21 protein-coding genes and 1 tRNA gene are annotated in these 23,075 nt (G+C 41.1%); 9 read left to right on the forward strand and 13 right to left on the reverse strand.

Translation table 11 applies throughout. The features are described from left to right. Positions 1-68: 68 nt before the first annotated feature. Positions 69-428 (reverse strand): winged helix-turn-helix transcriptional regulator, encoded by a 360-nt coding sequence (locus ED312_RS05665; protein ID WP_240643033.1) that lies wholly within the window; start codon positions 426-428, stop codon positions 69-71. Positions 429-532: 104 nt separating this feature from the next. Here ED312_RS05665 and ED312_RS05670 point away from each other — a divergent pair, with 104 nt between their 5' ends. Next, entirely contained in the window at positions 533-1,594 is a 1,062-nt protein-coding gene (locus ED312_RS05670; RefSeq protein ID WP_123215042.1) for an NADH:flavin oxidoreductase, read from the forward strand. A gap of 230 nt (positions 1,595-1,824) precedes the next feature. On the opposite strand, the gene ED312_RS05680 is transcribed toward ED312_RS05670, so the two are convergent. Together ED312_RS05680 and ED312_RS05690 are read right to left on the reverse strand one after the other, a co-directional pair. Further along, positions 1,825-1,909 (reverse strand) — tRNA-Ser (locus tag ED312_RS05680). Between the two features lie 158 nt (positions 1,910-2,067). Then, positions 2,068-2,322, reverse strand: a complete 255-nt coding sequence (locus tag ED312_RS05690) for a helix-turn-helix domain-containing protein (RefSeq protein ID WP_123215045.1) — start codon at positions 2,320-2,322, stop codon at positions 2,068-2,070. A 986-nt stretch (positions 2,323-3,308) separates the two neighbouring features. On the opposite strand from ED312_RS05690, the gene ED312_RS05705 reads away from it, so the two are divergent. The 6 genes from ED312_RS05705 to ED312_RS05735 all read left to right on the forward strand — a co-directional run bounded on the left by ED312_RS05705 (position 3,309) and on the right by ED312_RS05735 (position 13,523). Next, the gene (locus ED312_RS05705) at positions 3,309-3,860 is read left to right on the forward strand and encodes a sigma-70 family RNA polymerase sigma factor (RefSeq protein ID WP_123215048.1); all 552 of its coding nucleotides are present in this window, start codon (positions 3,309-3,311) and stop codon (positions 3,858-3,860) included. Between the two features lie 470 nt (positions 3,861-4,330). Beyond that, positions 4,331-4,789, forward strand: coding sequence for a protein-disulfide reductase DsbD family protein (locus ED312_RS05710; RefSeq protein ID WP_148044222.1), 459 nt, complete (start codon positions 4,331-4,333; stop codon positions 4,787-4,789). 45 nt (positions 4,790-4,834) lie between these two features. Next, a complete protein-coding gene (locus ED312_RS05715) occupies positions 4,835-5,971 on the forward strand; it encodes a FecR family protein (protein ID WP_123215050.1) in 1,137 nt (378 codons plus the stop codon). Positions 5,972-7,067: 1,096 nt separating this feature from the next. Then, on the forward strand, positions 7,068-10,169 hold the full coding sequence (locus ED312_RS05725) for a SusC/RagA family TonB-linked outer membrane protein (protein ID WP_240643038.1): 3,102 nt from the start codon (positions 7,068-7,070) through the stop codon (positions 10,167-10,169). Between the two features lie 47 nt (positions 10,170-10,216). Further along, positions 10,217-11,629: a RagB/SusD family nutrient uptake outer membrane protein gene (locus tag ED312_RS05730; protein WP_123215053.1), complete on the forward strand. Its 1,413-nt coding sequence runs from the start codon at positions 10,217-10,219 to the stop codon at positions 11,627-11,629. Between the two features lie 316 nt (positions 11,630-11,945). Then, positions 11,946-13,523, forward strand: a complete 1,578-nt coding sequence (locus ED312_RS05735) for a TlpA family protein disulfide reductase (protein WP_123215054.1) — start codon at positions 11,946-11,948, stop codon at positions 13,521-13,523. A 13-nt stretch (positions 13,524-13,536) separates the two neighbouring features. Here the strand turns inward: ED312_RS05735 and ED312_RS05740 are convergent, their stop codons facing one another. The 7 genes from ED312_RS05740 to ED312_RS05765 form a co-directional block, all read right to left on the reverse strand. After that, complete coding sequence (locus ED312_RS05740) at positions 13,537-14,589, reverse strand: hypothetical protein (protein WP_148044223.1); 1,053 nt, start codon at positions 14,587-14,589, stop codon at positions 13,537-13,539. Positions 14,590-14,636: 47 nt separating this feature from the next. Further along, the gene (locus tag ED312_RS05745) at positions 14,637-14,882 is read right to left on the reverse strand and encodes a DUF6520 family protein (RefSeq protein WP_123215056.1); all 246 of its coding nucleotides are present in this window, start codon (positions 14,880-14,882) and stop codon (positions 14,637-14,639) included. Positions 14,883-14,950: 68 nt separating this feature from the next. Further along, a complete protein-coding gene (locus ED312_RS05750) occupies positions 14,951-15,190 on the reverse strand; it encodes a DUF6520 family protein (RefSeq protein ID WP_123215057.1) in 240 nt (79 codons plus the stop codon). Between the two features lie 155 nt (positions 15,191-15,345). Then, positions 15,346-15,837 carry a MauE/DoxX family redox-associated membrane protein gene (locus tag ED312_RS05755; protein ID WP_123215058.1) on the reverse strand — a complete coding sequence of 164 codons (492 nt, stop codon included), beginning with the start codon at positions 15,835-15,837 and terminating at the stop codon, positions 15,346-15,348. A gap of 591 nt (positions 15,838-16,428) precedes the next feature. Next, complete coding sequence (locus ED312_RS05760) at positions 16,429-17,319, reverse strand: helix-turn-helix domain-containing protein (RefSeq protein WP_170164450.1); 891 nt, start codon at positions 17,317-17,319, stop codon at positions 16,429-16,431. Positions 17,320-17,848: 529 nt separating this feature from the next. After that, positions 17,849-18,007: a hypothetical protein gene (locus ED312_RS23695; protein ID WP_170164451.1), complete on the reverse strand. Its 159-nt coding sequence runs from the start codon at positions 18,005-18,007 to the stop codon at positions 17,849-17,851. 416 nt (positions 18,008-18,423) lie between these two features. Continuing rightward, positions 18,424-18,969 carry an NAD(P)H-dependent oxidoreductase gene (locus tag ED312_RS05765; protein WP_123215060.1) on the reverse strand — a complete coding sequence of 182 codons (546 nt, stop codon included), beginning with the start codon at positions 18,967-18,969 and terminating at the stop codon, positions 18,424-18,426. Between the two features lie 84 nt (positions 18,970-19,053). Here ED312_RS05765 and ED312_RS05770 point away from each other — a divergent pair, with 84 nt between their 5' ends. Continuing rightward, positions 19,054-19,431, forward strand: coding sequence for a winged helix-turn-helix transcriptional regulator (locus ED312_RS05770; RefSeq protein WP_123215061.1), 378 nt, complete (start codon positions 19,054-19,056; stop codon positions 19,429-19,431). A gap of 159 nt (positions 19,432-19,590) precedes the next feature. Here the strand turns inward: ED312_RS05770 and ED312_RS05775 are convergent, their stop codons facing one another. Beyond that, the gene (locus ED312_RS05775) at positions 19,591-20,451 is read right to left on the reverse strand and encodes a diacylglycerol/lipid kinase family protein (protein ID WP_123215062.1); all 861 of its coding nucleotides are present in this window, start codon (positions 20,449-20,451) and stop codon (positions 19,591-19,593) included. A 164-nt stretch (positions 20,452-20,615) separates the two neighbouring features. On the opposite strand from ED312_RS05775, the gene ED312_RS05780 reads away from it, so the two are divergent. Further along, positions 20,616-21,581: an App1 family protein gene (locus tag ED312_RS05780; RefSeq protein WP_123215063.1), complete on the forward strand. Its 966-nt coding sequence runs from the start codon at positions 20,616-20,618 to the stop codon at positions 21,579-21,581. A 393-nt stretch (positions 21,582-21,974) separates the two neighbouring features. Here ED312_RS05780 and ED312_RS05785 read toward each other — a convergent pair whose 3' ends face one another. Together ED312_RS05785 and ED312_RS05790 are read right to left on the reverse strand one after the other, a co-directional pair. Continuing rightward, positions 21,975-22,397: a hypothetical protein gene (locus ED312_RS05785; protein ID WP_123215064.1), complete on the reverse strand. Its 423-nt coding sequence runs from the start codon at positions 22,395-22,397 to the stop codon at positions 21,975-21,977. Positions 22,398-22,596: 199 nt separating this feature from the next. Continuing rightward, positions 22,597-23,007 (reverse strand): acyl-CoA thioesterase, encoded by a 411-nt coding sequence (locus ED312_RS05790; RefSeq protein ID WP_123215065.1) that lies wholly within the window; start codon positions 23,005-23,007, stop codon positions 22,597-22,599. Positions 23,008-23,075 lie beyond the last annotated feature (68 nt).

Raw genomic sequence — 23,075 nt, forward strand, 5'->3', positions numbered from 1 at the left:
CCCGTATTTCCGGTATTTTTCAACATGGCTCCGACAAAGCACAAGGTACGGGAGAAACCGCAGATCGGCTAACCTGTCACTGCTTTTGCCGGGTGTCCGGATTTATCGTATTCGTAATAGCTGTTGTCCCACTTTACGAGATCCAGCATTATAGGGATGAGTGCTTTTCCTTTCGGAGTAAGGCTGTACTCCACCCGTGGCGGCAGTTCCTTGAATTCCTGTCGCAGTAGTATATGATCTGCTTCCAGTTCTTTCAGCATATCCGTAAGTACTTTTTTGGAAATGGTGCCTATGGCGGCGTGTAACTGGCCGAAGCGGGCTTTCCGCTCCCTTAAGGCATAGATAATGATGGGTTTCCACTTGGTCCCCAGGATAGCCATGGAACGGTGCATGGGGCAGTCGCTGTATTTAAATATCTCTTTTCTCATTGTTGGTTACTTCAAGGTTACCACTATAAACCAATACAGGTTACAAAAATAAACTATTACACGTAATTTTGCATGGAATATCAGTTGAAATTAAAAAAACAGAAATGAATACAGAGACACTTTTCAAGCCTTTTCAATACAAAGGATTAACTTTAAAGAACAGATTTGTCATGGCTCCGATGACCCGGGCTTTTGCCACGAACGGCATACCGGCTGAGAATGTGGCCGATTATTATAAACGAAGAGCAGCGGGGGGAGTAGGCCTGATCCTGACGGAGGGCACAGTAATCAACCGTCCGGCTTCGAAGAATTTGAAGGATATTCCTGATTTTTACGGGGACCGTGCCCTGGAAGGATGGAAGAATGTTGTAGACGAGGTACATGCGGCCGGTGGTAAAATTGCACCCCAGATATGGCATGTGGGTGATACCATTGCAGGAGAATGGAGGCCGGATGCCCCGATGGAAAGTCCGGATACCATGTCTACGGAAGATATAGAAATGACAATCAGGGCTTTTGCCGAATCTGCCGGGTATGCCAAAACGCTGGGATTCGATGCTCTGGAACTTCACGGGGCACATGGTTATCTCATAGACCAGTTCTTCTGGGAAGGCATGAACCACAGAACAGACGGTTTCGGTGGAAAAAGCATAAAAGAACGCAGCAGGTTTGCCGTAGAAGTGATCAGGGCCGTTCGCCGGGCCGTAGGTCCGAATATGGTAATAATTCTTCGTCTTTCACAATGGAAGCAGCAGGATTATACTGCAAAGCTGGCACATACCCCGAAAGAACTGGAAGACTGGATTGTTCCTCTTGCCGAAGCCGGGGTAGATATTTTTCACGGATCACAAAGAAGGTACTGGGAACCGGAATTCGAAGGTTCGGACCTTAACTTTGCCGGGTGGCTGAAAAAAGTATCCGGACAACCTTCCATTACGGTGGGTTCCGTAGGCCTGTCCGGTGATTTTATGGGCGTATGGAAGGGCGAGGGAGCATCCGCTACCGGCATCGAAGAACTGGTGAGAAGGCACGAACGCGGGGATTTTGACCTGGTGGCCGTAGGCCGTTCTATTCTGCAGGACCCGAATTGGGTACTCAAGGTTAAAGAGCGTCAATTTGAGGAAATACGGACTTTTGATGCTTCAAGCCTGAAAAAACTGTATTAGGAAGAATGTATTCCATGAAGAAAACGGTCCAGGCGCGGAAATTTAGTTGTGGAGCTTTTTAGCTGGTAATTCCGCACGGCTTCTGCACAACCATTATCTTCTGTAGCTGGAAAAGCTTTTTTATCTGTATAAAATGATCTTCCCGCTAAAACCGGGAATGAAGATTTGTCAACGAGAATCTCCGCCAAAAAAAGAGCCCTTACAAACCTCATGTTTGTAAGGGCTTTCTGCGGAGAAAGAGGGATTCGAACCCCCGGAGGTGTTACCCTCAACGGTTTTCAAGACCGCCGCATTCGACCACTCTGCCATTTCTCCTTAGCGGATGCAAATATAGAAAGCTTTTTTTGTTCTGACAAAAGATTTTTTTTGCTTTTTTTCGCTCCCCGGATATTATTCGGAAACCGGAATTTTCCCCGAAAAATATCGGGTGATAATCTCGCGTTCTCCCTTATCGGCAGACACATATAACCTTATTATTCCTTATCGATTTTCAGCTCCGGGTCTATTTGTTCGATTCTTTGGTAGAACTCGGAAAGGGAGATCTTGAAATATTTGCACAATTCATATATTGTGCTTGCGGAAGGGTCGTGTTTGGAGGTTTCAATTCTTCCTATATGAATACCGGTATCATCCTTAACCACTTGCTGGGTTACATTTTTTTTATCCCGCAGTTCTTTAAGTACTAATGAAATACTGTGTAAAAGGTCTTTATTTTTGATCTTTTTCATATACCCTTTCAAAGAGAAACAGAAAAAAGATGGACTACAATTACATATATGTGATTTTGTTTTTTTATATTTACCCCGTATTAATTACGGATAGTAATTAAATTTGCGAATCTTCTTATAGAAAAATATCAGAAGCTATTCGCTTAGAGTCTCGAACAGAAAACTGGCACTTTTCAATTGGAACGAGATGATGAGTGAAGAAAGCTCACGACCCGGGCGTGGGCTCACTTATTGTTCCAATGGTATGCCAGTACCTCTGTTCGGTAAGTAGAGTTCCACGCCATTTTTCTAATTTTTCCGATAAGTTAAAATCGTCCCGGAACTTTTTACATACGATTTCAATAAGGCCCCGATGTAAACAGATAACAGTTTTAGTAGAGGTTTTGTTTTTGGTAGTATAAATGAGTGTTATTTGTTTTAAATACATTTAATTGTGTGTTGTATTGTTGATAATTTAAAATATGAGTATTTATGTTGAATATCCTTAATTATTATTAACTTTGAAATATTCAATCCAATACCTAAAAATAGTGTGAAAACCTTATAATCCTCATTTAGAGAGGGTTTACCGGAGGCATCCCCAGTCAAAACCGCCATGAAGTGAGGTGTGGTGTTCTGAAAAAGGACAATCTTCTTAAGCTATTGTAAGGTTTTTATACGTGGGCCCCTGCGCATCCCTAATGCAGGTGTTGGGACAACTACCCGTCTTTCCCACCGCGTACATAGAGTTTTTTGTTTAACTGGTGGTCACCTGGAAAACAGTGCCATCACAAAGGAAACCGCACGTACGGTAATACCCTCTCTATGCCTTTTTCCTGGTATGGATCAGAAGGGATAATGGTACTTGTGGTTTTACGGTCTAACTAGATTATGGTCGGATATTTTTTATGGCTGATTACCCCGGTTCTTATTCTTACCTGCATTTACCTTTTAATCTTGTGTGTTGATTATGCGTCCGCAAAGTCTAACGTTGTCATTACGCAATTATGAGTACAGGCTCATCAAAAGAAATACAGCAGCGGGAATTCAGGGAGTTCTATGACCGATTCCATACAAAATTGGTCCGTTATGCCGATAGTTACCTGCTGGACATCGCTGCGAGCGAAGATGTGGTGCAGGAAGTTTTTGTTTTTTTATGGGAAAATGCCGGCGAACTGGATGTTAAGCTTTCCCTGAAATCGTATATATATACTGCAGTGAAAAACCGTTGCCTGAACTATCTTAAATCTGTGGATATTACGGATAACCTCGGATTTGCCGATTTTTATTTCACCGTAGCCAGCCATTATAACCCGGAAGATGTGGTGGAGGATGAAAACGAAAAACCGGAGATGTTACCCGCCATATTGAAAATAACGGAGACCTTCCCGCCTCAGATGCAACAGATCTTCCGGCTTTGGCTGTGCGAAGGCTGCAAGAAGACTGAGATTGCAGAAAAGCTAAATTTACATGCCAATACGGTGTATACCCAGTTGAAAAGGGCCAGGCAAAAGATTTGTCAGGAATTTGCCCGAAAATCTCAGCACAAAAATTTATAGTGGAAACTTCATACTACCTGCTTCCCGTTATATAATTTCCGGAGGATGATATTCCCGGATTTCAAGCCCGATAATACCTTCCATAAAAAAAAATCACCAAAAAATGCATAAAATATTTTTCATTTAAAATTCTCATAAACAGTGTCTTGTGATTATTCGGGTATTTTTTTTGAAAAAAAGTTCCTCCTTTTTGTAGTGTTTTTTAATAAATCATTGTCTTAGGGTTAAACGAATGTTTTTATAAATGCATCAATATTAAAAAAATGTTAAGTATAAATAATTACAGTGCTCCTGTCCGGGTGAAACAGCATCCTCGGGGGAGCCCGAAAAACGATAGAAAAGGGCTCTGTTTTTATTTCAGCAGGGTTATTTGAGTTAGGATTGTTTTCGGGCGTGGGTCCGGAAGGCTCGCGCCCTTTTAAAGCAGCTGGAAACTCAGGATAAAACGAGACAAACGCATATAAGTGAAAATGATGAAAAGATATTTGTGCTTCTTAATAATAATTGCTTCCCATATTGCCGGTGTTTCCGCCCAGGGGCTGGATCCGGTCGAATGGAGATTTACCTCCGAAAAGCTGGACGATAAAACCTATGAGGTTCGTATTTCTGCCCATATGGAGTACCCCTGGCGAATCTATTCCCAGCATACCGAAGATGGTGGGCCTTTACCTACGGAAATTACTTTCAGGGAAAACCCCGAAGTGGAACTGGACGGGGAGGTAAAAGAAGAAGGCGATCTTGTAGAAAAATACGAGGAAGTATTTATGGTAGATGCCCGTTATTATATCGGTAATGTAGATTTCGTACAGAAAGTGAAAGTAGAAAAAGGAACACAGGAAACCCTGGAAGGAAGTGTTGTTTTTATGGCCTGTACGGACGAACAATGCCTTACACCCCGGGAAGTGAAATTTAACCTGCGATTAAACTGAAAGTCTTCCGGCAGTATCATATTGCCGTCAAAAGATCAGGATACAATGGAATTTGAACTTATCATAAGAAAACTGGAGAATGCCCTTACCGAAGAGGAAAAAGAGATTTTTGACCAATGGTACGCAGCATCCCCGAAGAACAGGGCATATTTTGAGAAAAGAAAGGAATACCACCTGCGCCATACCCGTATGCCCTTTGCCGAAAAGAAAGGGGAAGTTTTAGAACAGGATGTACGGACCTCAGGCAGCCAAGGGAATAAACCACAACAGAACAGGCAAAAGTTATACAGGTGGTTGGGCGTCGCAGCTTCGATTGTCTTACTCGTTTCTCTCGGGGCCTACTTTTCCGATTATATCATCCCCGCAAATAGGGCCGAAGTCACTATAGAACCCGGAAGCAGTAAGGCTGTACTCACCCTGGGGGACGGTACACAAGTGGTCCTGGACAAAGGAGAAACTTATACTTCGGATAATTTAAGCAGTGACGGGGAGTCCCTGATTTACGGAACGGGGAAAGAAGGTGCGGAAACGTATAACGAACTCACGGTTCCACGGGGAGGAGAGTTCTTTGTTTTGCTGGCAGACAGTACCAGAGTGTGGCTCAATTCGGAGACAAAGATAAAATATCCCGATACTTTTATTGACGGGCAGCCCCGGGTGGTGGAATTGCTTTACGGTGAGGCCTTTTTTGAAGTTTCTCCTGCCGCAAAACACGGGGGGAGCACTTTCAAGGTAGCTACCCGCAACCAGGAGATCGAAGTATTGGGTACGCAGTTTAATATATCCGCTTATCGCGGGGATAAAACCGTGACCAGCACCCTGATAGAAGGTAAGGTGATGGTGAGTAACGGCGGGACGAGCAAACAACTGAAACCGGGAGAGCAGTCTGTGGTAGGTGAAGGCAGTGCCGGGATAACCATAACTGCGGTGGATGTATACAATGCAGCGGCGTGGAAAGAAGGGCTGTTCGGATTTGAGAACAAATCACTGAAAGAAGTTATGGAGGTCCTTGCGCGCTGGTATGATATAGAAGTAGAGTTCCGTAACAAAACGCTGGGATCCCGTCGTCTCGGCGGTATGCTGAGCCGCAGGCAAAGTATACAAAATATCCTCACCGCACTTTCCGCGACCAATGAAGACCTGAACTTCCGGGTCGAAGGAAAAAAGGTGATCGTGGAATAGAAAAGAAGAGGCCGGTGGTTTCGGTACGATTTTCATGTGAAAATCACTCAACCACCTGGTGCAGTGCATGATGTTGAGTGGTTACCCTCAGGGAAGTATATCGAAGCAACCGGACAATAAAGAGGATAATATATCCCAACCCCATGGGACCCGGATAATAGAAAAAGTGTATAATTAAAAAATCATCATGTATTGCATACGGACAACAACAAAAGTCCGCGTGTATAACAAACCTGAAATGTATGTCCTTGTTTGTAAAAACAGGAAAACAAAAAACGCCCCGAAACAAACAATACAAAGCACCCCCGGCCGCTCCGGACCATTTACCCCGCGGCCCTTTCTTGCCCATACAACCTAAAGTTCCGCCAGGAACAAAATACAAGTATATCTGCCCTCATTGGGGTGGATGATTAAATTACTGTATTAGGGGAAATATAACAGATTCCGGAAAGAATTTCTCCTGAAATATCTGTGCATCCGTGGCTAAAAAGGCCCGAGATCGCAGAAGGGTTATAAGGTTACCGAGTTATTGAGATACAGGAGGATTCCGAAGTGAATTTTTTCTGAAACATCTTGCATCTGCGGCTAAAAAAGGCGTGAGATGACAGAAGAACTACCGGGTTGTTGAGATACAGGGAATATTGAAAAATAATCTCTCTCCACAACATTCGGGAATCCGTAGCCAATCAACTCATGACTAAAAAACTAACAACTAAAAACTACCTTTTATGAAGAAAGCTATAAAAACATGACGCGGTAAAAGCCCCGAAATGTCAAAAAAGAAAGGGAAAGTAACGGCCTGCGAAAACTCGGAACTTCCCCTTCTTGGGTTCATTAGTCAATTAAAAACCAACGAATACACAAATTTATGAAAATTAGGCAAATAAACGCGCACTTTTCCTGGTATGGGAAAACAATACTTTTCGTAATGAGGGCTTTTATAGGTTTGTTCTGTATGGTTGCATTCGGTTTTTCATCAAAACATGGTCTTTCCCAAACCACCGTAGTTATTGATGCCGATACTACAATGACCGTATACCAGGTATTCGGCCTGATCAAAAAACAGACCGGGAGCACCTTTCTTTACGATTACGATATGTTTAAGGACAGCCCGGCCATCCGTCTGAAAAAAGGTACGGTAAAGACCGGGACACTCCTGGATAAAATACGGAATACAGGCAATTTCAAATACGAATACACGGCAGATAAAACCGTCATATTCTCCAAAATAAAAGACAGCCCGTCCAGCCAACCGGATAACCGCTCCGTTATCCGGCAACTCCGGGTAACCGGAACGGTCACCGACCCGAACGGCGCCCCCTTACCCGGAGTTAATATAGTGGTTAAAGACGCGCGGCATGGTACAATGTCCGATGAGGACGGAAGCTATAGTGTACTGGTAAATGCTACGGATGTACTGACGTTTTCATTTGTAGGGTTTAAGAAGGTGGAGTTGGCTGTAGATGGAAGGGAGGTTATAGATGTGCAGATGGAAGAAGATGTGATGTCTTTGGAGGGGGTGGAAGTGAATGCGGGGTACTATACTGTAAAAGAAAAGGAAAAGACCGGAAGTATAAGCAGGATTACAGCCCGGGACATAGAAACACAGCCTGTAACTAATGTTTTAGGTGCTGCTATAGGTCGTATGCCTGGGGTAATGATTACACAAAATACCGGGGTGCCTGGTGGGGGTTTTACAGTGCAAATTAGGGGACAAAACAGTTTAAGGACCGACCCCGAAGCCAACCAGCCTTTATATATTGTAGATGGGGTGCCTTTTACAGCAACATATATAGGTGGAAGCATAAGTAATATGATGGTAGGAGCAAATCCATTAAACAATATCAATCCATCTGATATAGAAAGTATAGAGGTATTAAAAGACGCTGATGCTACAGCTATCTATGGCTCCCGTGGCGCTAACGGAGTAGTGCTCATTACGACCAAGCAGGGATATGGAAAGGAAGGTAAAACCCGGGTAGATATCGATATACAATCCGGGATAGGAAAAGTGGCTGATTTTTTAGATCTATTGAATACGGAACAATACCTGGAAATGCGAAGGGAGGCTTTTGCCAATGACGGGATGGAGCCGACCGAGGCCAATGCCCCGGAACTCTTGTTATGGGATCAAAACCGTGAAAACAATTGGCAAAAAGAATTAATTGGAGGGACAGCTTATATTACAAATCTGCAAGCTTCAGTTTTGGGTGGGAATGACCGGACTTCCTTTCGTTTGGGAGGAGGGTTGTACAAGGAAACCACGGTATATCCGGGAGACCTCGGATATAAAAGGATGTCTGGTCAATTTAACCTAAACCATTGGTCCAAAGACCGTAAGTTTCAAATGATACTTGCTTTAAACTATGTTTCCGATAAAAATAATTTGTCTTACAATGATTTGACGAGATATGCTATACTTGCTCCCCCGAATACGCCTGAATTTTTAGATGCTAATAATGAATTGTCATGGCCTGATGGAGTATCAACTAACCCTTATGCTTTCTTAAGACAAAAATATAAAGTGAGCATAAGAAATTTGATTAGTAGCCTACAACTCAATTATCAAATTGTTCCGGGTTTATACCTAAAAACGCGATTGGGTTACACTACACTGGACCGGGATGAAGTACAAACCAATCCTAAAAGCACTTTTCATCCAACTTCTACCACTCAATCATATACACGATTTAATGATGCCAATATCAAAACGTGGAATGTAGAACCCCAAATAGAATATATTAAAAATTTTGGTCACGGTAAGCTAAGTGTTATGGTCGGGGGGACTTTTCAGGAAGATATAAAGCAGAATACAAGATTTGAAGCCACAGGTTTCTCTAACGAAGCCCTGTTGGAAACCATAGAAGCAGCATCCGATATTACGGTTATCCCGAATCTTTCCAATGACATACAATATCGATATCATGCTGTTTTTGGAAGGGTCAATTATACGTTAAAAGACAGGTATATCCTTAACTTAACCGGAAGGCGTGACGGGAGCAGCCGCTTTGGGCCAGACAAGCGCTTTGCCAATTTTGGTGCTGCTGGGGCCGCGTGGATATTTTCTAACGAAAACTTCTTGGAAAACTCTTCATTTCTAAGCTTTGGAAAACTTCGTGGAAGTTATGGAGTCACCGGAAGCGACCGGATTGGAGATTATGGTTATTTAGATAGTTGGGGGGTATCGCAATACCCATATCTGGGAGAAAGCGGATTAGAACCCACCGGTTTTTTTAATCCAGATTATGCCTGGGAACGGAATGTGAAATTGGAAGGCGGGTTGGAATTAGGTTTTCTAAATGACCGGATTTTTATTCAAGTAGGCTATTACCACAATCGCTCCGATAATCAGCTGTTAAGAATGCCTTTGCCGTCAAGTGTAGGGTTTTCCAGCGTTCAAGCCAATTTACCGGCCACGGTACAAAATACGGGATGGGAGTTTGAATTCAATAGCACAAATATTAAGAACCGGGATTTTACATGGTCGAGCGCATTTAATCTTACTGTCCCCAGAAATAAACTCATTGATTTTCCAGGTATAGAAAACACCTCGTATGTTAATCAGTATGAAGTAGGGAAGTCATTATACGTGCAAAAACTGTATCATTTTCTTGGTGTTGACGCCGAAACCGGAGTTTATCAGTTTCAAGATGTAAATGATGATGGGATGATGTCCCCAACGGACGATTATCAGGGGATTAAAGAAATTACACAAGATTTTTACGGCGGCCTTCAAAACAGTTTTTCCTATAAAGGCTGGCAATTGGACGTGTTCTTCCAGTTTGTCCGCCAAACCGGTAGAAATTATATTCCAAGTTTCTTAACTCCTGGTTATCGAATGAATAATCAGCCGAGTGTTGTTATGGATCGATGGCAAAATCCTGGAGATATTACCGATATTCAACAGTTTGCCCAATCGTTTGCTTCCCCGGCATTTCTTGCCTATTTTAGCGATTTATCGAACAGTGATGCTATAGTCAGTGATGCTTCTTTTATCCGCCTAAAAAATGTATCTTTCTCATATACCCTACCCAAGAAGTATATACAAAAAATAGGACTGAATAATTGCCGCTTTTATATAAAGGGTCAAAACCTGCTTACCATTACAGATTACCTGGGTATGGATCCTGAAAATCAAAACATTAGCTTCCTCCCTCCTTTGCGGCGAATTCTTGGCGGTATTCAGTTAAGCTTTTAATGCATAAGTGAAAAATAGTTACATACATTCCTTAATAATTTACTTTCATGAAAAATATACTGTCATATTCCAATAAACGAAATTTCTATCCGGAAAGATATATCCTGATTTTGACCTTTTTTCTTGTAGTATCATGCGAGGATATGGTTGAAGTTGACCCTCCCAAGGAGCGTTTGATAAGGTCCGAGGTTTTTACTGACGATGCTGTGGCCCTGTCCGCTATGACAGGGATATATAGCTATATGATGAATCGAACGTTTTCGAGTGGGTATAATACATTAAGTGTTACTTTTCTATGTGGGATGTCTTCAGATGAGTTTAATAACTATAATACCTCGCTCGAACCCTTTTCAGATAATTCGCTTTCTCCGTCGGTTTCTAATGTGTCAAATTTATGGTCGGGAGCGTATTCGATTATTTATAGATCCAACAGTATTTTGGAAGGGATAGCGGCTGAGGAAGCCGGGGTTAGTGAAGAGGTTAAAAAACAATTAGAAGGGGAGGCTAAATTTGTCCGGGCCTTTAGTTACTTCTATCTCATTAATCTTTTTGGGGATGTGCCTCTATATACTACACCAGATTTTTTGGCCAATTCCAAAGCCGAACGCAGTCCGGTAGAAGAGGTTTACCAACAAATTATAATTGATCTTGAAGATGCGCAGAACCTGCTGTTAACAGATTATACGGTTTCCGGTGGAGAACGGAGCCGCCCCAATAGATATGCCGCTATGGCCTTATTGTCTCGGGTACACCTGTACTTAGGCAATTGGAGCCAGGCAGAAACCCTGGTTACTGAAGTGATTCAATCCGAAACCTTATACAAAATGGAGGAGGATTTAAATCAGGTATTTTTGGCTAATTCGTCAGAAGCCATTTGGCAGTTGGTCCCTGTAGAACCAGGGTATAATACTAATGAAGGGCGATATTTTATACTTAATTCTTCGCCCATCAATAGTTTTAGGGTAGATTTAAGTGATGTCATACTGGCGTCTTTTGAAGAAAAAGACCAAAGAAGGGAGGTGTGGGTAGGAGATTTTACGGAAGGGACCGATACATGGTTTTTCCCTTATAAATATAAGGTAGCCGTAGGGGAAACCTTAACCGAGTATTCCATGGTGTTGCGATTGGCAGAACAATATTTGATTAGGGCGGAGGCCCGGGCACAACAAGGTAATCTAAATGGTGCCCAGGAAGATTTAAATATAATACGCCATAGGGCAGGCCTCGTCGATGCTCCTGCTGTATCTCAAACTGAACTACTCGATGCCATTTTACAAGAACGACGTATAGAGTTCTTTGCTGAGTGGGGCCATCGTTGGTTCGATCTAAAACGGACCGGGCAGGCAGATGCTGTTCTTGGGGCTGCTAAACCCAATTGGGAACCTACCGATGCTCTCTACCCCATCCCGGAGCAGGAAATACTCAATAACCCGAATATAACACAAAATACGGGTTATTAATACGATATGGTTTTAAAAGAACAGCAATAATTTTTTTAAGGGATTGAACGGTTTAAGGATAAAAGAATAGTGAAGAAATGATCCCTTGACCCTGTTCGGAGTGACAGCTCAGCCTGGAATTACAGGACGGAACCGTACAGGTTATTAACAAAAGTACATCAACGATCATTACTACGGCAAAGGGGTAGTGGGTAGCAAGCCAGGTGAAAAATATCATAATTTATGTTGACCATGGTGAAACCATAACAAAAGATCAGGAATATTACCAATGGACTATAACTTAAATAATAGAAACAAAAAATAAAACGTGTTCGAGATGAAAAATATATCGATAAACATCCTGTTAACAGTATTTTGTCTAATAGGGTTTATGAGTAGCAGCGATGTACAGGCCCAGAATACTACTGATAAAGTTTATATCTCGGGCCATATAGTTAATGAAAAAGATAGTATAGGAAAGAGTAGGATATGGCTTTATGCCCCTATTTTTACCATTTCTCCGCTTAGGGAAACGACTGGTGGATATTCAGACAGTCTGGATACAAAAAATCGTTTTTCATTGGAGTTTGATAATAAAGACCTGTTCCAGCCGGAGACTAATAAATTGGGTAAGGTTAGTATTATGCTTGTACCCGAAAATAGAGATATTAAAACGTCATTAGCGGACTATCCCGTAGAACCCGGGGACAGTATTCATATAGGTTTAAAAGGATCAGGAAAAACATGGAAAGAGGAGGAAGTCTCTTTTACCGGTAGGGGGGCAGCAAAATATCAATGTCGAAGGGAAATTGAAATAGTGCTAAAAGAAGGAGGTTTTAATTCCGGAAAACATATAAGTAAAAATACCATAGAAGACTTGAAGCAGATGTGTCAATATTATCAAAACCAGGAAGATCGAGTGTTAAAAATATTGTGGAAATATAAAGATAATATAAACAAAGAAGTCTATACATTGCTTAAAGCCGATGCCATGTCAGAAATCCAACAGGGAATGTTAGTTCAAGTTAAGGAAAATTATGAGAAGAGTTCTAACATTCCAAAAAATGAGCTGCTGGAAGTAGTTGGTTATGATGATGGCTTAGAGATTCAGGCATTTTACGATAAAGATGATTCTTATATAACCCTATCCCCTGACTATGCTCGTTATTTAATTTCTCATACTGCCATCAGGTTGTATCTGGAAAAGAAAGGGGAAGTTCCTTCATTTGAAGATGTATCTGAAGCTGTTGTGGATAAGTATTCCGGGAAAACCTTGGAATACATGTTGGCAATATTGGCCATTTCCTCTATGGATCCCCATCCTTTTTCTTCTACATCAGGTATAGCATCTGCAAATATTAATGTCCGTTCCAATTTCATGGATAAGATATTGATGTTGATAAAGACTCCTTATATACATAAACAAATTGAAAATAAATCTCATATCAAAAAGGGGGCACCGGCCTATGATTTTGCGTTTGAAGATCCTGCCGGTAACTTGGTCAAACTGCAAGATTTCCGGGGGAAAACGGTATTGATGGATATGTGGTTTACAGGCTGTGGTGGTTGTGCCGAATTTGCAAGATATCTAAAGAAACATATAAAACCGGAATTTCGAGACAACGAAGATTTTGTCATTGTCAGTATTAATGTAGACCGGGAAAAAGAAACATGGTTGAAAAGTTTGGAGGCAGAGGTTTACTCAGAAAAGGAAGATGTTAACTTGTATAATGATGATAGATATAAGGATGCTGGAATTTATAAGTATTACGGCCTTAACGGTTTACCCTTTGCTTTGCTGATCGATAAATATGGAAAGGTTGTGTCCCATCTTTCTTTTGGAATGGATCCAAAACATGTTAAAAATTTGATCCGCGAAACGATTGAGGAAAAGAATCCTGATTTAAATAATTAATATTTTATCCAGATCAAGGTTTAACATTAAATTGGTCTATGACTAAGTAATTTCCCTGCAGGCTTATAATATGGTTATTGAACACTTTAAATTCTCTAAGCTTTTCATTCTTATAAGAAAGTATGTAAAAACTGTTTTGATATGCTATTTCGGTGTTATTTAAGGTATAGACGTCGATTACGGTATTGTGTTTAAAAGCCTGTTTATTTTCGTTACTGGCCACGAGGGCAGAACGGACATAAAGCTTTCCGTTATAAGCATTATTTTGTTTATTGACATACAAAGGCGGGGCAGACAGGGTCATTTTGTTTTCTGATTGTATGGTGTCCATTTTCAACTGGGCTTTACTTATGGGGTCAATAGTATTCCCTTTATAGATAGGGTTAAGGTCAGTGTCGAAACAGATAAGTTCGTTGTGGTAAAAATGTGTATAGACCACTTTTTGAGTAACGGGGTCATATGTTAGCATTCCGTCTGAAGAAAAGATGTTTTTGTTTTGCTGTTCCAAAACGTACTTGGAGTCCAGGCTTGAGATGGGATCTAATAGGCCTTTGGTTAAGATAAAGGAGTTTGTATTGGTATCGTAAACCCTGGCCAAAAAGCTATTTTTGGAAAGAGGCAAAGGGTGGTGAAAAGGTTGATTGTCCTGGGTGTAAGTATTATATTGGCCGGGATTGGAGTAAGAACCCCGTAGTATGGTTGGGGTTATCCCCTCGATGAGGAAGACGTCCGGGTAATTCACAAAAATCTTAACGGCTTTCCAGGCTATCCGGGTACTGTCGGGCACATTTAAGTCTTTGTATTGCCCGTTGTTCAGATTATAATCCGTTGTAAAGAGTTTACCGGAATAGGCTTTATCACCTAAAAAAATGTTTTTTTCGGTAAGCCCGGCAATATAATGGAACTCGTTCCTTAGCTTTAGCACCTTTCGGTTTTTAATAACCAAAGGGCTCTCTGTAAAGGTCCTGGAAAAATCATATGTTTTAGAATTATCTTTTCTTGAAACCCAAAACAACCCGCCTATGACTACCAGGGCCGCCAGCAGGCAATACATAATATAACGCATTTTTCAATAGGATTAAGTGAGGTTAGCCTTTAATTGTTTTTGTTAAGTTATTCTACAGGTAGAAAACCTATGGTTACCGTGTTTTGCTCATTCTCGCAATCTCGTATGGAAGGGTATAATGCACCACTCACAATACATGCAAACTCCCCGATAGCAGCACAGCTTATCTGGCATCTGCCATTGACCTTGGCATAAAGGTCGGCCGGGACAGCCATATGGTTTATACTTGCAAAGGCCCCTGCACAGGCAAAAACAAAGGCAGACAAAGACAACAAAAATTTGGACTTTTTCATAATACTTGGTTTTAAAATTAAAAATGGGGTTGGCAGAATATCTGCCAACCCCTAATAAACTTACCTGCTTAGTTTGTAGGTTCGAAACGCAGCTGGACAGGGTTTTGCTCAGCTTCACAATCCTGAATTGTCTGATAGGCGGCAGGTACAGCACAAGCTTCAACACCTTCACTGGCACACCTTAATTGACATTGTCCATCGACTTTAGCGTAAAGGTCAGCCGGAATGGCACTGTTCATACTTGCAAACGCGCCTACGATAGCAAAGGCAAATGCAGACAAAGACAATAAAATTTTGGACTTTTTCATGACTTAAAAATTTAAAAGATTGGTATTAGACGACTTACTTTGGTTTATACAGGTGTTCGGTTCTTTATCTTCCTGTGTGGCATTGCGCAATAGGGAGGGGGTAGCTAAGTCCCTCAATTTATCGGCCCCGATAAATATCGTTTTATCCTTCGTTTTTATTGATTTAATTGATATCTGGAAGTTGAAAGGTTAGAAGTATCTTTTTTGGTTTGAGAGAGCAGAATACCTGATAATCCCAGTAAAATAAAAGCAATATTAAAAATAAGATGCTCAGTCCACCCCAACTTTTCCAGGACACCGCCGCAAGAACAAGGGATCTTTTCGCTAAAACTGAGAATAGCTATGATATAGGCAGTAAACATGACCATAAGGCTAAAAGCGGCATACATACCAATAAGACGGGTTTTCGGCCATGCCAATAACAGGGCTACGATAATTTCTATAATAGGGATAAACCAGGCTGTGAAACCTGCAATGTTGGTGAGTAATGGAGATTGGCCTATTTGTACCGTAAACTTTTGCACATCCATAAGTTTGTTCACGGCTGCATAAACAAAGAGCAGGATAAAAAAAAAGCAGATAATTTCGATAAATATGCTTTTATGTCTCACAAAAAATCGTGGAATAGCTAAAACAGCTTGTTTCATCGTTAGGTAGATTTAGGTTGCTTTTTTATAATTCTTAATCTATGAGTTTTGGAGTCGGGAGTTTTTGCGCTGGTTTACTTAATTATACTATTCGTTAGTTTAAAAACCCCAAACAGCGTGTCAACTCCCATACTCCCAAAACAATATATAGAGGTTGGCTAGTTTCTGTTTAGCCACGGAGGCACGAATTATTTATGGGATATTTTTAAAAATTATTAGTGTATCCGTGGCAACATATATTTTCAATCCGTTATAAGAACTTATGGACGTTAAGTCCGGTAGTTATTGTTGAAGCAGGGGATTCAAAGGTTCCTGGTATCCTTTTGCGCTTTGAATCCCTTTACTTCATAAAGTAACCCTATAATGTCAACATCTTCATTCTTCATGATGTTCTTTATCATGGCGTTTTGACATATGTAAAATTCTGAATTATAAAAGGATAGAAAACTAGCCGACCGGAAGTATTTTACTGGCCTATCCGAAATTTTTAATTTTAGCCACGGATACACGGATTATTTATGGGTACTTTTTAAAAATCATTCGTGTATCCGTGGCAAAAACTAAAAAACTCCTTTTTATCTGAACATAAGATCAATTCTTCTTTCTCATCGCATTGGGTGTACACCCGTATTTGTGCTGAAAAGCGCGATAAAAACCGGACTCGGACATATATCCCAGTTTTTCTGCAATTTCCAGGTTGGACATATCCGTATGGCATACATACTCCCTGGCTTTTTCCATTCTTCTGTCCATGTAGAATTCATATATGGTTTTGCCGAAAATATACTTAAACTCTGTTTTTAGCTTTTGCCGGTTAACGCCCAGTGTTTTGGATAGCTCCTTCAGGGGGGGCAGGGGCTTGTCGTAATGATTTTCAATATATTCCGCCAGTTCCCGGATGCGTTTTTTATCATTTTCCCGCTTTTTATGTACGATGTGATGCTCTACGGCCTCCATTTCCCGGTTCAGCATTTTGTCCAGGGGATCTTCCCCGGTTGTGTATTCTTTGGAAGTAACATAGACCACCTCGTGGACCGGCGAGCGGTAAAAGCAGCATATTGCAGGGATTTCGGCGGGGCCGTTCCTGTAATGCAAGGTCTTTAGTACAAGAGGCGTGCCTTGTGACAACAGTAGTTGAACGGCGCGGAAATTCTCTATCCCGTTAGGGGAAAGTAAGCTGCTAAATGCTTTACCGTTTAAATAACCGGGTTTTTTGCCGAAGATGTGGTTTACGGCTTTGTTGGTTTCCCGGATAAAAAAATCACCATCGAGTACGAACAACATGATGTTGTTCTTATCAGCATCCTCGTACGGGAATCCCGGTTGCACATAGGATGCCATGAGGTTTATGATCTGTACGAAATCGTTATAAACACCTTCGGTGTCGGATAGTTGAAGGCGATAAGAAAAATTACCGGAATACATTTCCCTGAGCATACAGAAGAAGCTGTACCATTTTTCAGCATCTGCATAAGGTTTCATAATCATTGGGGTTTTAGGTTGTTCGGATCAGAGGGTAGGGTGTCAGCTTGTAAGTTACATTTTTCTGTGGTTTTGGACTCGACGCCCCGAATGCGGTTCGGGATGAACGAAGCGCTGTTAGTAAAGGTTTTTAATCGGACCACCTGTATTTCAATTACAGGTAAACTCATCATTGCGAACCGGTGAAGCTTCGATTCGTGTATTTTGAAGGTGAATGGCCTCCAATAATACTGTTTTGTAAATATAAAGACTTCGGATTGCGAAGACTTACCTGGCAGGGATTATCTTTTATCTGAGAGGGATTTTCTTCCGTTTCATACTCAAAACTGTTTGTAATAACCTGTTTATTAGTGATTTTATGCTTTATGCCGTTTTTAAAACAGTTTGAGCAAAAGCAGGAAAAAATGAAAAGCCCGTCTTCTGTTGCTTTTCGGTATAGCATGAGACCGGAGGCAAAATCATTAAAACAAGGTCCGACAGTTTTTTTGAAATGATAATATTTTGTATGACCTGCATGCTGTGTTTTATATCAATCTTTTCCGTGCTGTTTCCGCTTGCGAACGTTTTCTTCTAATTTCCGGAAATATTCCCTGTGCTCTGCCGATGCCGAAAACCACCGGTCAAAAATTTCACATTCTTCCGGAGTGAGCTGGTAAAACAATTTTTTGTAAAGGATCAAATATTCCATACCGCTTGATTTTTCGGTTGAGCAATAAATAGGTTTCAAGCATGGGTTATCTCCTGATTTGTATAAAGACAAGATAACTCCCGGTAATCTTCTGTCAAAAAGGAAATCCGTAAAAAGCCCCAATATATCTGTAATAATGAAAAAAGACTTATCTGAGAGGGATTGTTTCTTATCCGGGAGGGATTATTTTTGTTTTTTGAGGTATTTAATAAAAAAAACGGCCGGTTCCGGGAGTAAATGAAAGCCGCATTCCGGTGAATGGAGTGATGAAATACGCAATAAACGGAACGAAAAATTCCGCTTACCCCAAAAAACCCAATGGTTTCATACCTGTGAAACCATTGGGTTTTATTGAAGCATAAAGATTAAAATAATACTTTATCCGTACATCACCGATCCGATATGGCCGGATGTGTTTATTTCAGCTCGGTCAATCGGGTTATCAGCTTTTTTGCGTGTTCTTTTGCATTGGTTTTTATCTCATCTTCCGTATAACCATCCGCCAGAGAAGTCTTGTAAAGATAGATCGGATCAATGTAATGCATTTGTGCAAAATAGGCGGTTTGCTCTAAATTTTTACAAAATTCGTAGACACGAAAATGGTGTTTTCCAAATGTTTTGTAACCACCTTCTGCACCGCCGATTGTAAAACTCGGTACAAAATTTTTGCCTTTCAATTTATCTCCTTTCGAACCAAAAGCAAATTGATATTCAAATACCACATCAAACCAGTGTTTTAAAATAGCAGGCATATTATACCAATAAAAAGGATATTGGAACACAATAGTGTGGTGCCTTAATAATACTTCCTGTTCCGCTTTTGCGTCGATGTTGTAACCCGGATACAGCTGATAGATATTCCTGATTTCTGTTTCCAGGTTACTTTTTTCGAGTGTGTCGACAATTGTTCTGTTAGCGAAAGATCTGTCAAAATTCGGGTGTGCTAAAATGATTAGTGCCATACTATAATTATTTTAGTTGCAAAACTATTTTGAGTAAACTACATTTGCAATAACTATCTAAACAGATAGCTTAAAATCAGCAGAATGAAAACAGAATGTATTGGCGATTATGTAAAACTAAAGGGAAAAGCATATCCTTGTACGGTAAGCCTGGCAATGGGTTTGGTGGGAGGAAAATGGAAAGCCGTTATTCTTTATCACTTAAAAGATGAAGCCAAAAGATATAGTGAGCTTCGTAAAGAAATGCCTGCTGTTACCGAAATGACATTAAGTTTGCAGTTAAAGCAGTTAGAAAAGGACGGGTTGATATCCAGAAAGGTCTATGGCAAAAAACCGCCTGTTAAAGTCATTTACGGTTTAACCGGTTTCGGTAAAACTTTTGTTCCGGTTTTGGAGGCTATTACAGCATGGGGGAACCAGGTTGCCAATGAAAAAGGTGAGTTTGTTAGCGGGTCGGGCTAAATAGCAGGCCCTGGTGGTTTTTATACGGAGTTGCCGGGGATATATGATCATGGTGCTGAAAGACCCGGAGTTGTCGGCTAACCAATGTCATTCCTTTTGCACCTCTTGCACCTCATTCCGGTCCACACCGGATAGGATAGGGTTTCTTCATCAGAAAAGTTATTCCGCGATGGCTATTTCCAGTTTTTGCGGGGCGATATAAGCATTTACTTCAGAAACAGTGTGGCAATACTCCCCGTCAATCTGAAAGTCGACCGGTTTTTCAGTCCTTACCCTGGCTTGTTTTACAGGAATGATTTCCACAAAGTCACTGGAGAGGTTTTCAGCATTCTGCAATGTCTTAAAGATTTCAATGACATCGATTTTTTTAAAAACGAGTATTTCGAAAACCCCATCATCAATTTTGCCCTCCGGATTTACTACCGCGCCCGTGCCAAACTTGTTACTATTGGCGAAGGCGAGCATAATACCGCTATGGGTATAGGTTATATCTTTGGTCTCAATGGTAAATTCATAAGGCCCCTCACTCTGGAACAGTGTGGGAATGGAGTTCAGTGCATATCCCAGTTTTCCGCGAAAGAAACTGCTTTCATATTTTTTTATCAATTCGGCATTCAGGCCCAGGTCGCTGATGTGCAATCCGAGCTGACCATTTAAACAAATAGCATCGATTTTCCTGGTTTTCGATCCCAGGGCCACAGGTATGGCTTCATCGACAGAAAGCGGTAATTCCAGATCATGGGCAAGGCCATTGGCAGAACCCGCCGGAATAATTCCCATACTCAGAGGGTTATCGCCCATAGTTTCGGCCACGGACTTGATGGTGCCGTCCCCTCCCATTACCAATACCCGGTCATATTTTTTTTGAAAATATTTCCGGAGCCTTTCCGCATCATCTTTTCCGTTAGTCTTATAAATATCCAGATCATTTTGGGAACCCAAATAATCTTTTATTTTTTTAATAAGTGGTTCTTTATCATTATCCCCACTTACAGGATTTATAACCAACAGTAGTTTCATCTGTTCATTTTTACTTGTTTTTAATCGGTCAGATGTAATTCGCCATTGAACATTTTAGTTGGTATCAACTCAATTGTTATGGCTCTTTTGATACTTTTTGCCTATCTTAAAGTATTAAAAGTATAAATTCTAATGAAGTGATAACGTTATATTTTACTTAATTTATGGAATCTGAGCTCAAAATATATAGAGGATATGCCAATGACAGGGAAATAGTTGTGATGGGACATGTATTCAAAAAATATGATCCCGGTATTTTTGATCTGAAAAAACGCTGGTACAGGCATGCCTGGGCGGTTATACGTATGTTCAGCATAAAGACCATAGGCAATGTGGAGGTTACTTTTCGTTTTAAAGATATGGAAGCCAGCACCAGGACTTTAAACGACGGGCATTTTAGGCTTACCTTACCTTATGAGGATGATTTGGAAAGTGGCTGGCACAGTTTTACGGTTGAAACGACAATTGAGGGGGTTACCCAAAAAAAAGAAGGAGAGTTTGTAAAACCCTATGCAGGAGAGTATGGAGTAATTTCGGATATAGATGATACGTTTCTTATATCCCATTCGGGAAACATTTTTAAAAAATTATATGTGCTGCTCACAAAAAACATCAATAAAAGACATGTCTTTGAAGAAGTAGTAGATCACTATCGCCTTTTAAATAGGCTCGGACGGAAAGATAAAGACACCAATAATGCCTTTTTTTATGTAAGCAGCAGTGAATGGAACTTGTATAATTTCATTATCCGGTTTACACAATTACACCAGTTTCCCCAGGCGGTGCTAATATTAAAAAATATAAAAACAGGGATAGCAGATTTTCTGTTCACCGGCGGTGGGGACCACAACCATAAATTCTACAAGATAAAACATCTGGTAGAATTTTACCCTGAATTGAGATTCGTATTACTGGGGGATGACAGCCAGCAGGATCCTTTTATCTATGAAAATATATCCAAAATTTTCCCTGAAAATATAAGCACCGTTTATATCAGGAAAACAAACCGGAACAAATCCAGGAAAAAGGTTGAACAAGCTATGGCTACCATGAAGAAGATAGGGGTGAAGGTATGTTATTTTTCTGCCAGTTATGAAGCTATGCAACACACCCGGGAAAAATTGGGATAAAATACCACCCCGAACCATTTGAGGGCACAAAAGTCCCGGGAGATCACTTTCACACACCTGCTGTTTTTGGAAAAGGAGATTGGCCTTCTTTGCCGTGTGACCCCGGGAAAAACAGTATTATGGAGGTTGTCCGGCGAATGCTTTCCGTGAGAGAGATATGGGTGTTAACAGAGGACAGATGGAGAGTTAATATATACCGGGAAAATAGATTTCTTTTAGTAAAGCGGATGTATCATCGCTATAAAAGAAATCTATTTTCTTTGGCCTGAGACCGGATGCGGGGCCCTTGTAGTGCTTTTTGCCCGGGACAGGTCTGCATAACCGTTTTTGCTTTGGATATAGCAGGTTCTATAAGTCCCTGTTCATGGTTCCGATAGCTTTTACCCCTGCCCGTTACTCTTCCCAGGCAATATCCAGGTAAAGGGTAATATAACCGGACTCATCGTCCATACCGGAACCGATGGTCACTGTTTTCGGGCTCACGGCCATCCAACCGCCCTGTCCCTGGAAAGCACCGAATTCATATGTGCCTTCGGGCAGGTCGTAAATAAAAGCGGGTAATTTCAAAAAGCCGTTTACCCGGTTCGGATAGGAGTAATAGTACTCACCGGTTTCAACATTCATGGCGTAAAATCCTGCCAGGTCATAACTTCCGGATAGAGTGGGGGTTCCGGATGTTGTTATAAGCCCCAAACGGATGTCGTGAGTCTGTACAGGGGTTACCCGGTCTGTTGAAATACGTTCGGGGATAGCATTGCCATGACCTGCAAAAGACACGGCCAAAAACAGGATCGTTAACAAAGTTAAATTTTTCATACGTGTTAAATTTTATAATTCACCTGTAAGTTATTTCTTTTATTTTAATTTGCCCTGGTATTATTATTAATAAATGGTTAACCGGATGAAAAGGTACGGTTTTCTCCGGTTGCACAAGAGGTTGACCGTAGCATTGGGTTCTTGTTTTCCGGTCTTCCTGCTATTCGTAGAGGGACCAAAACCCTTTGTGCCTTTCAGTTCAGTAAGGAGCAGCTTGGCCGTCTATGATAGGGGTAGGGTTTTTGTCATCGTCTACGGCCACAAAAGTAAACTTGCCCGAAACAGCTTTTTCACGTACATCTTCATACATATTTTCCATGAAGATATCTACCTGTACCACACAGCTTGTCCGCCCTACCTTGGTAATATGGGCTATCAGTTCCACAAGGGTTCCCTGCGGAATGGGTTTGGTGAAATCTATTTTATCGGTAGATACGGTGACCACTTTTTTACGACTGAACCGGGTAGCACATATAAAAGAAGCCTCGTCCATCAGTTGCAGGGCTGTGCCCCCGAAAAGGGTGTCGTAATGGTTGGTGGTATTCGGAAAAACAGCTTTGAAGATATGGGTTTCCGCCTTGTTAATGCGCTCTTGTATATGGTCATTCATGGGTATAATATTGTTAATTTGAAGGCCAAAAATACTATTTCTTTACCCATTATTCTTACATTTGTTAT

Origin of the sequence: Sinomicrobium pectinilyticum (assembly GCF_003725735.1) — a bacterium.
Classification (GTDB): domain Bacteria; phylum Bacteroidota; class Bacteroidia; order Flavobacteriales; family Flavobacteriaceae; genus Sinomicrobium; species Sinomicrobium pectinilyticum.

What these genes read in the sequence shown, in the direction of transcription:
- ED312_RS05665 (WP_240643033.1), bottom strand. Translation starts at nt 428, where the DNA reads ATGAGAAAAGAGATATTTAAATACAGCGACTGCCCCATGCACCGTTCC.
- ED312_RS05670 (WP_123215042.1), top strand. Translation starts at nt 533, where the DNA reads ATGAATACAGAGACACTTTTCAAGCCTTTTCAATACAAAGGATTAACT.
- ED312_RS05690 (WP_123215045.1), bottom strand. Translation starts at nt 2,322, where the DNA reads ATGAAAAAGATCAAAAATAAAGACCTTTTACACAGTATTTCATTAGTA.
- ED312_RS05705 (WP_123215048.1), top strand. Translation starts at nt 3,309, where the DNA reads ATGAGTACAGGCTCATCAAAAGAAATACAGCAGCGGGAATTCAGGGAG.
- ED312_RS05710 (WP_148044222.1), top strand. Translation starts at nt 4,331, where the DNA reads ATGATGAAAAGATATTTGTGCTTCTTAATAATAATTGCTTCCCATATT.
- ED312_RS05715 (WP_123215050.1), top strand. Translation starts at nt 4,835, where the DNA reads ATGGAATTTGAACTTATCATAAGAAAACTGGAGAATGCCCTTACCGAA.
- ED312_RS05725 (WP_240643038.1), top strand. Translation starts at nt 7,068, where the DNA reads ATGTTTAAGGACAGCCCGGCCATCCGTCTGAAAAAAGGTACGGTAAAG.
- ED312_RS05730 (WP_123215053.1), top strand. Translation starts at nt 10,217, where the DNA reads ATGAAAAATATACTGTCATATTCCAATAAACGAAATTTCTATCCGGAA.
- ED312_RS05735 (WP_123215054.1), top strand. Translation starts at nt 11,946, where the DNA reads ATGAAAAATATATCGATAAACATCCTGTTAACAGTATTTTGTCTAATA.
- ED312_RS05740 (WP_148044223.1), bottom strand. Translation starts at nt 14,589, where the DNA reads ATGCGTTATATTATGTATTGCCTGCTGGCGGCCCTGGTAGTCATAGGC.
- ED312_RS05745 (WP_123215056.1), bottom strand. Translation starts at nt 14,882, where the DNA reads ATGAAAAAGTCCAAATTTTTGTTGTCTTTGTCTGCCTTTGTTTTTGCC.
- ED312_RS05750 (WP_123215057.1), bottom strand. Translation starts at nt 15,190, where the DNA reads ATGAAAAAGTCCAAAATTTTATTGTCTTTGTCTGCATTTGCCTTTGCT.
- ED312_RS05755 (WP_123215058.1), bottom strand. Translation starts at nt 15,837, where the DNA reads ATGAAACAAGCTGTTTTAGCTATTCCACGATTTTTTGTGAGACATAAA.
- ED312_RS05760 (WP_170164450.1), bottom strand. Translation starts at nt 17,319, where the DNA reads ATGAAACCTTATGCAGATGCTGAAAAATGGTACAGCTTCTTCTGTATG.
- ED312_RS23695 (WP_170164451.1), bottom strand. Translation starts at nt 18,007, where the DNA reads ATGGAATATTTGATCCTTTACAAAAAATTGTTTTACCAGCTCACTCCG.
- ED312_RS05765 (WP_123215060.1), bottom strand. Translation starts at nt 18,969, where the DNA reads ATGGCACTAATCATTTTAGCACACCCGAATTTTGACAGATCTTTCGCT.
- ED312_RS05770 (WP_123215061.1), top strand. Translation starts at nt 19,054, where the DNA reads ATGAAAACAGAATGTATTGGCGATTATGTAAAACTAAAGGGAAAAGCA.
- ED312_RS05775 (WP_123215062.1), bottom strand. Translation starts at nt 20,451, where the DNA reads ATGAAACTACTGTTGGTTATAAATCCTGTAAGTGGGGATAATGATAAA.
- ED312_RS05780 (WP_123215063.1), top strand. Translation starts at nt 20,616, where the DNA reads ATGGAATCTGAGCTCAAAATATATAGAGGATATGCCAATGACAGGGAA.
- ED312_RS05785 (WP_123215064.1), bottom strand. Translation starts at nt 22,397, where the DNA reads ATGAAAAATTTAACTTTGTTAACGATCCTGTTTTTGGCCGTGTCTTTT.
- ED312_RS05790 (WP_123215065.1), bottom strand. Translation starts at nt 23,007, where the DNA reads ATGAATGACCATATACAAGAGCGCATTAACAAGGCGGAAACCCATATC.